The sequence below is a fragment of the Vibrio crassostreae genome (assembly GCF_041439375.1).
In the GTDB taxonomy this organism is placed as follows: domain Bacteria; phylum Pseudomonadota; class Gammaproteobacteria; order Enterobacterales; family Vibrionaceae; genus Vibrio; species Vibrio crassostreae_D.
The window spans coordinates 1-8,081 of record NZ_JBGONY010000104.1 but is presented as its reverse complement, the minus strand read 5'-3'; the positions used below and the strand labels follow the sequence as shown (position 1 = coordinate 8,081).

Genomic DNA, 8,081 nt, shown 5'->3' with positions numbered 1-8,081 from the left:
TCTATTACCAAACGTGTAAAATTACTTGCAAACTGGGTGGGTCCATATATGACGACAGGTACTCGTCCTTTGTTTAAGAGCGTGCCAGTCTGGTGGTCGTCATCCTCGAGAGGGAAGAGTGGCCGAGTCGGGGATCTCTGGTTGAATGTGATTACCAGTCAACGCCTTGAAGCGCTTTAACACCAGATTCGAATGCGTGCTTCACATTACGAACTTCAGACACGGTACCGGCCATGTCCGTTAAAGTGCGGTGCGCTCCACGGCCAGTAATGATTACTGATTGCATTTTCGGACGGTTGTTTAGAGCTTGTACCACTTCATCCAGTTCAATGTAGCCATAACTCACCATGTAAGTCAGCTCATCAAACAGAATTACATCAATCGACTCATCGGCTAGCATGCGCTGACACTCTTTCCACACGCGCTGTGCGGCTTCGATATCTTGAGCCTTGTTTTGAGTTTCCCAAGTAAAGCCGGTACCCATCACTTGGAATTCTACGTCGAGCTTTTGGAGAACGTTCTTTTCGCCGTTTTCCCAAGTGCCTTTAACAAACTGAGCGACGGCACACTTCTTACCATGACCGACTGCACGTGTAATCGTACCAAAACCGGATGTTGATTTACCTTTACCGTTACCCGTGATGACCAACAATAGGCCTTTGACTTCTTGGGCAGCAGCCACACGTGCATCGACTTGTTCTTTTACTTTCTGTTGTCTTGCTTTGTGGCGTTGTTCTTTGTTGTCTTCAGTCGACATAACAAATCCTTTTAAGTTGTGATTGCGCCTATCATAGCCTAACTTAACGATAGCAAAAACCATCGGAAGAACAGGTGATTAGGGATGAAAAAGATACTCGTAGTTTGTATGGGGAATATTTGCCGTTCGCCAACAGGTGAAGCGGTGCTAAGGAAGAAAGCGCAACAGCTGGATATTGACGTTGTGGTCGACTCTGCGGGGACGATTGGTTTTCATCAAGGTAACCCGCCAGACTCGCGTTCGAAATCTGCAGGAGAGAAGCGAGGCTATAGCTTTAAGGGGATTACTTCTCGTAAAGTGGTTGGTAATGACTTCGAAGAATTTGACCTGATACTCGCGGCAGATAGGGCGAATTTAGACGACTTAATGAGCCAGTGCCCCGCCCACCTCCAATACAAGCTAGCGTTATTTTTAAGCTTTGGAGAGTCACAATATCAAGAGATCCCCGATCCATATTATGGTGAGGGAAATGGTTTTGAATTGGTGTTGGACTTAATCGAAGAGTCTAGCGAAGCGATATTACGTTCAGTGTAGTGTGGAAACAATGTACGTCGTTGGGTTATAAGTCTAAGGGCTGAGCGACAGGTATAAAAAAGGCCGACATTGAATGTCGGCCTTTCTAAATCTAACTTAAAGCTACAGCTGAGATTACTTAGACATTACTTTGTAGATTGGGTCTTCTGCAACGTTCGCTTCAACTAAGCTACCTGCTTTGTGCAGCATAGCAACACAGTCTTGGCTTAGGTGGCGAAGGTGAAGTGTTTTACCTAATGCCGCGTAACGTTCAGCAATCGTATCGATCGCTTCAATTGCAGAGTGGTCGGTAACGCGTGAGTTTGCGAAATCAACGACCACATCTTGTGGATCGTTGTATGCGTCAAACAACTCTAGGAAGTTAGCCGTTGAACCAAAGAAGATTGGACCGTTAACTTTGTACTCTTTAGAGCCTTCAGCGTTTACAGACGTGTCGGCGTAGATGTGTTTAGCATGTTGCCAAGCAAACATCAGCGCTGAAGCTACAACACCAACGCCCACTGCTACAGCAAGGTCAGTCAGTACTGTTACTACGGTAACAAGAACGATAACGAAGAAGTCTTGCTTAGGAACGCGACGTGCAAGCTTGAAGGTTGCCCACTCAAATGTACCGATAACAACCATGAACATTACGCCCACAAGTGCTGCTAGAGGAATCATTTCAATCAGTGCAGAACCGAACAGGATGAACATCAGTAGTGCAACTGCCGCTACAATACCTGAAAGGCGACCACGACCGCCTGAGTTTACGTTGATCATCGATTGACCGATCATCGCACAACCACCCATCGCGCCAAATACTGAACACGTTACGTTAGCCATACCTTGACCAACACATTCACGGTTAGATTGACCACGAGTGTTTGTCATTTCATCTAGTACTGTCAGTGTCAGTAGAGACTCGATCAGGCCGATAGCCGCAAGGATAATTGCGTACGGTAGTATGATCTGTAGTGTCTCAAAAGAAAACGGAACAGCAGGAATAGAGAACGTTGGTAGAGAACCCGCTAGCGTTGCAGCTTCGTCACCAGACATCGTACGTAGGAAGTCGACAACAGTTCGAGTTTCAAGGTCAAGACCGACAACCAAAGCCGTTACTGTAACAATAGCAACCAGTGAAGATGGTACCGCTGTTGTTAGCTTAGGTAGGAAGTGGATGATAGCCATTGTAAGGGCTACTAAACCCAGCATGAGTGTCATTTGACCGCTTGGTAGCCAAGTTAATGCACCTGTTACGTCTGGCGCTTTAAACTGACCAAGCTGAGCTAGGAAGATAACAATTGCCAAACCGTTCACGAAACCAATCATTACTGGGTGTGGAACGATACGGATAAATTTACCCAACTTGAATACACCCGCCGCAATTTGCAGAAGGCCCGCGAGCATGACTGCTGCGAATAGGTATTGAACGCCATGGGTTGCTACTAGGCTCACCATTACAACGGCCATTGCACCGGTAGCACCAGAAATCATACCTGGACGACCGCCGAAGACAGAAGTGATTAAACCTACGATGAATGCTGCGTAAAGACCAACCATTGGGTCAACGCCAGCAACAAAGGCGAATGCTACGGCTTCAGGTACCAGAGCTAGGGCTACTGTAAGACCTGAAAGCACGTCATTCTTTACAGAGTGCTTTGAAAATTGTGGGAATTCGAACATGTTTGCTCAGCTATGCTTAAGATGGATTTACCGACACGGGTGTATTGCGTAGCCAAACAGTGATGGAAAAGAGCGGCAATAGCGAAGTGTCGAAAAGATAAGTGCGCGAATGCTACCCAAAAATGTGATTAAGTTCAAGGTTGAACCTAACTTTGAGTAATATATCTGTTAATTTTTATTCGATTAGTAGATATGAAAAAGGCTGCTTTAATAAGCAGCCTTTGATTCTATTTACTTGCGATTATCTATCAGTAATCACTAGTAGTTTGGCTTAGTCATCGCCGCGCCAGCTTTGTTCGACGCTGCCTGACTGCCTGCACCTTTCGATACAAAACGTTCAGTGCGGAACGGAGCTGCAATCACTTCAATCTCTTTGATCTCTTGAGGACCAGGAGCTTTAGTCATTGGTGAACTGGCTTGCTTCTTAGCAACTGCTGCCTTTGGTGCCGCTTTAGGAGCTTCTGCTTTTACGACAGGTGCTTCTTCAACTTTTGCACTTTCAGCTTTAGGAGCTTCAACTTTTTGTGCTTCAACAACTGGTGCTTCTGCAACTACAGCAGGAGTCTCAGTTACTTGAGCTTCAACAGCAGCATCTTCACGGCGGATGATAACTTTACCCATTGCAAGTTCAGGACATGCGAAACCGCCTGCCATTACTACTGTGCTTTGTGGTGCCGTCTCGAGAGCAACATTCTGATCTTGAACAGATGTTTGAGCTTCAGCTGCTACTTGAACTTCAGTCACTTCAGGTTTTGCCTGCTTGTGGTGAGGTTTTGGAATGAAGCGAGGCATCACTTTACCCATAGCCATCTCAGGAGAAGCTACACCACCTTTACGTAGGCGGAATGGGTTAGGGCGACGATCACGACCGCGACGACGACGCTGACCACTTGCACGTAGGTGACGTGGAGAACGACGGTTACGACGTTGTTTCGGCTCTTCCTGTTCAGTTTGCTCTGCATTCGCTTGAGTTGCTTCTACTTGTTCCGCAACTTTTTGCTCTTGAGCTACTGACTGTTCTTTTGAAACAGATAGTTCTTTAGCAACAACTTGCTCTTTTGAAGCGTTATCTTCAGCTTGAGCTTGTTGGTCTTTAACGCGAACTTGCTTGTTCAGTTTACGACGCTGACGACGCTCTTTAATCTTAGTTGCTTTCGCTTCAGGCTTAGCCTTAGGCGCTTCCGGTTTTCCAGCTTGTGCTTCTGCCGCTAGCTGTAGACCTTCTTCTGCTAATTTAGATGGTGCTTGCTCTTCGCGTTGCTTCTGCTCATCACGTGGCTTGTTGCGACGGTCTTGCTTTGGCTTACGAGGCTGACGAGTTTGCTGTGGAGCTGTTTCTTTTTGCTCTTCAGGCTTCTCATCACGAGCTGGCTTACGACGGCGCTTGTTGTCGCGGTTTTCGTTACGATTATCACCACGTTCACCACGTTGGTTACGACGACGGTTATCGTTACGATCACGGCGTTGACGGTTGCCGTTGTTGCGATTGTTCTTAGGTTTTTCTTCTTCTTTCTTCTCTTTTTCTTTCTTCTCTTCTTGAGTTGAAGAGCCGAATAAGAAGCTACCGATAGCTTTGAAGAAACGACCAATTAGACCTGGTTCTTGAGTCGCTGCTGGCTCAGCTTTCTTCTCTTCTGCAGCTTTAGGTGCTGGAGCAGGAGTTGGTGCTGATTGAGCAGGGGCTGCGAAGCCTTTCAGAGCTGGCTCTTCGATCTTCTTAGGACGAATAGTCTGTTCTGCTGGTTCTTTGCTTTCTGCTTCTTTTAGAGCTTCTAGCTTGTTAGGCAGCAAGTAAGACAGTAGATCGAACTCTTCGCCTTCACGAACACGGATAACCTCAAAGTGTGGTGTTTCCATGTCTGAGTTAGGGACAACAGTGATCTTAACTTCTTGGTTCTTCTCGATGTGGTTTACTGAGCGACGTTTTTCGTTCAGAAGGTAAGAAGCGATTGGCACAGGCACAACTGCAAGTACTTGCGCTGTGTTGTCTTTCAGAGCTTCTTCTTCGATCAAACGTAGAACAGACAGTGCTAGAGATTCGTTATCACGAACAACACCAGTACCTGTACAACGAGGACAAATGTGGTGGCTTGCTTCTGCTAGTGATGGGCTCAAACGTTGACGAGACATCTCTAGAAGACCAAAGCGAGAAATACGACCAATCTGAACACGTGCGCGATCTAAACGAACGGCATCACGTAGACGACTTTCTACTTCACGTTGGTGGCGAACCGGAGTCATATCGATGAAGTCGATTACAACAAGACCACCTAGGTCACGTAGACGTAATTGACGTGCAATTTCATCGGCAGCTTCTAGGTTAGTGTTAAGTGCTGTTTCTTCAATATCGCCGCCCTTTGTTGCACGAGCAGAGTTGATATCGATAGAAGTCAGTGCTTCTGTTGGGTCGATTACGATAGAACCACCAGATGGAAGGCGAACTTCACGTTGGAAAGCAGATTCGATCTGGCTTTCAATCTGGTAATGGCTGAATAGTGGTACTTCACCATCGTATTTCTTAACGCGATTCATGAAATCTGGGCGTATTAATTGAATGTGCGCTTGTGCACGTTCAAAAATAGTATTGCTGTCGATTAGAATCTCGCCAATATCACGACGTAGGTAGTCACGAATCGCACGAACGATAACGTTACTCTCTTGGTGAATTAGGAAAGGAGCCGCATTTGAATCAGAAGCTTGCTTGATAGCGCCCCAGTGATTCAATAGAACATTCAGGTCCCACTCTAGCTCTTCTGCACTTTTACCAACACCCGCTGTACGCACGATTAGGCCCATACCTTGAGGAAGCTCAAGAGTGCTTAATGCTGCTTTCAGTTGAGTGCGTTCATCACCTTCGATACGGCGAGAAATACCGCCAGCACGAGGGTTATTAGGCATAAGAACTAAGTAACTACCAGCCAAAGAGATGAAAGTTGTCAGTGCAGCACCTTTGCTACCACGTTCTTCTTTCTCTACTTGCACGATTACTTCTTGGCCTTCTTTTAGCACTTCTTTAATGCTAGGACGGCCTTGGTATGTATAACCTTCAGGGAAGTATTCGCGGGCAATTTCTTTAAGAGGGAGGAAACCGTGACGTTCTGCTCCGTAATCAACGAATGCCGCTTCTAGGCTTGGTTCAATACGGGTAATACGTCCTTTGTAGATATTCGCTTTCTTTGACTCGTGACCTGGACTTTCGATATCTAGATCGAACAGTCGCTGGCCATCAACCAAAGCGACACGCAACTCTTCTTTTTGAGTTGCGTTAATTAACATTCTTTTCATTTAGAAATTCTCATTGTCTTTTCTTATTTTCATCATTGTTCTTATCGCTTTATTTCGTTTCTCATGGTGCCAGATCCCATGGCTTTATCGGTGCAGCCTCCCGGCTGGAGAGGGATGCTCTGGGGCACGTCAGTCATCATAGGGAGTTAGCCTATGATCCGCGATGTGGCGGTGAATACTCAACATGAGCGTACGTGAGTAGAGCGATAAGGAACTCAGTTGACCGTGTCTTACGCCGATTGCAGCACTGTCTAATCTGAGTTATCTACTCATTTACTTGCTTATGAATGGTTAGCTGTTTAAATAATAGTCAAACCACTGATAGCAGCTGTGAACTATAGCAGCGGTCGGTAAACACAGCAATCTGCTTTGTCGGAATGCTGTAAAAAAAACAGTTTTTGTTTGGGTTTTGATAGCTCTAACTCACTGTCTATAAATAATTTATCAATTGATATTTTAATTTGCAGGAATCTTGGTGCTTTTTTGTTCGAAGAATCAAAGAAATATAGAACTTCATTGAGCATTTGAGGATAGATCGGCAGGGATTATGAATAAATAAGTTCGGAATAGAGCTAAGAAAATCTCAATTATCAAAAGTGACAGTGATACAATAGCCCAATGAGCGAAATTAGAACCCAAGTCCAATTCGTCGACATTGACGAAGATATGGCTGGTCAGCGTATTGATAACTTCTTACGCAACCAATTAAAAAACATCCCGAAAAGCATGATTTACCGAATCGTGCGTAAAGGCGAAGTCCGCGTTAACAAAAAACGTATCAAGGCTGAGTACAAACTAAAAGCTGGCGATTTAGTTCGTATCCCTCCAGTTACTATTGAAGAGAAAACAGAAGAGAACGTGCCAAGCACGAAACTCAACAAGGTCTCAGAATTAGAACAGTGCATCATTTATGAAGATGATCACATGCTGATTCTAAACAAACCTTCGGGTACTGCCGTTCATGGTGGCAGTGGGCTGAAGTTTGGCGCAATCGAAGCATTGCGTGCACTTCGTCCTGATGCTCGTTTTCTAGAGTTAGTGCATCGTATCGATAGAGATACATCTGGTATTCTGCTTGTTGCTAAGAAGCGCTCGGCGCTAAGACACCTTCAAGCACAGTTCCGTGAAAAAACGGTTCAAAAATATTACTTTGCTCTAGTCATGGGCGAATGGAAGAACAGCTGTAAGGTTGTTAACGCTCCATTATTGAAAAATGAAGTGAACAGTATTGTTCGCGTGAACCCGAACGGTAAAGCCTCTGAGACGCGTTTTCGAGTTTTAGAAAAATTCAAAGATGCGACGTTAGTTCAAGCAAGTCCAATTACGGGGCGTACACACCAAATCCGAGTACATACTCAATATACTGGCCACCCAATTGCTTGGGATGATCGCTACGGTGATCGTCGTTTTGATGCTTACACGGGTAAGGTTGGTCTGGATCGTTTGTTCCTACACGCAGCAAACATTAAGTTCACGCACCCAGGTAGTGAAGAGAAGATGGATATCTCTGCACCAATGGAAGCAAGGCTTGAAAAAGCTCTGACCGGATTACGTAAGATCTAAGAAGATACGAGATACGAGATACGAGATACGAAAGGGAACACTCTTTCAGGATTTCGTATCAGCTATCTGAAAATGACAAAGGTTGACGAATATCGTCAACCTTTTTTGTTTGTGCCTACTGTAGAAGATCCCCAACTCGCTCGAGCCTCGCTCTTGAGGATGACGACACATTGCATTATCAATGACCAAATAATTAGAAGCCCTCAGGACTGTAATTATAATTAGTTTTCGTCATATATGGACCCACCCAGTTTGCAAGTAATTTTACACGTTTGGTAAT

At 45.2% G+C, this 8,081-nt stretch carries 6 protein-coding genes; 3 read left to right on the top strand and 3 right to left on the bottom strand.

Annotation, left to right across the window (positions count from 1 at the left end; translation table 11 throughout):
* Positions 1-180: hypothetical protein (locus ACED45_RS23405; protein WP_371715145.1), on the top strand; the 180-nt coding region annotated here is incomplete at its 5' end.
* On the opposite strand, the gene cobO is transcribed toward ACED45_RS23405, so the two are convergent.
* Positions 152-757: a cob(I)yrinic acid a,c-diamide adenosyltransferase gene (gene cobO, locus ACED45_RS23400; protein WP_371715144.1), complete on the bottom strand. Its 606-nt coding sequence runs from the start codon at positions 755-757 to the stop codon at positions 152-154. The two genes, ACED45_RS23405 and cobO, sit on opposite strands and share 29 nt — an antisense overlap.
* 84 nt (positions 758-841) lie before the next feature.
* Between cobO and ACED45_RS23395 the strand changes: the two genes are divergently transcribed.
* Positions 842-1,291, top strand: a complete 450-nt coding sequence (locus ACED45_RS23395) for a low molecular weight protein-tyrosine-phosphatase (protein WP_048662075.1) — start codon at positions 842-844, stop codon at positions 1,289-1,291.
* 114 nt (positions 1,292-1,405) lie between these two features.
* Here ACED45_RS23395 and ACED45_RS23390 read toward each other — a convergent pair whose 3' ends face one another.
* A complete protein-coding gene (locus ACED45_RS23390; protein WP_060982310.1) occupies positions 1,406-2,953 on the bottom strand; it encodes a SulP family inorganic anion transporter in 1,548 nt (515 codons plus the stop codon).
* Between the two features lie 258 nt (positions 2,954-3,211).
* Positions 3,212-6,238: a ribonuclease E gene (rne, locus tag ACED45_RS23385; RefSeq protein ID WP_371715143.1), complete on the bottom strand. Its 3,027-nt coding sequence runs from the start codon at positions 6,236-6,238 to the stop codon at positions 3,212-3,214.
* Positions 6,239-6,856: 618 nt separating this feature from the next.
* Here rne and rluC point away from each other — a divergent pair.
* On the top strand, positions 6,857-7,801 hold the full coding sequence (rluC, locus tag ACED45_RS23380; protein ID WP_048659718.1) for a 23S rRNA pseudouridine(955/2504/2580) synthase RluC: 945 nt from the start codon (positions 6,857-6,859) through the stop codon (positions 7,799-7,801).
* The last annotated feature ends 280 nt before the right edge of the window (positions 7,802-8,081 follow it).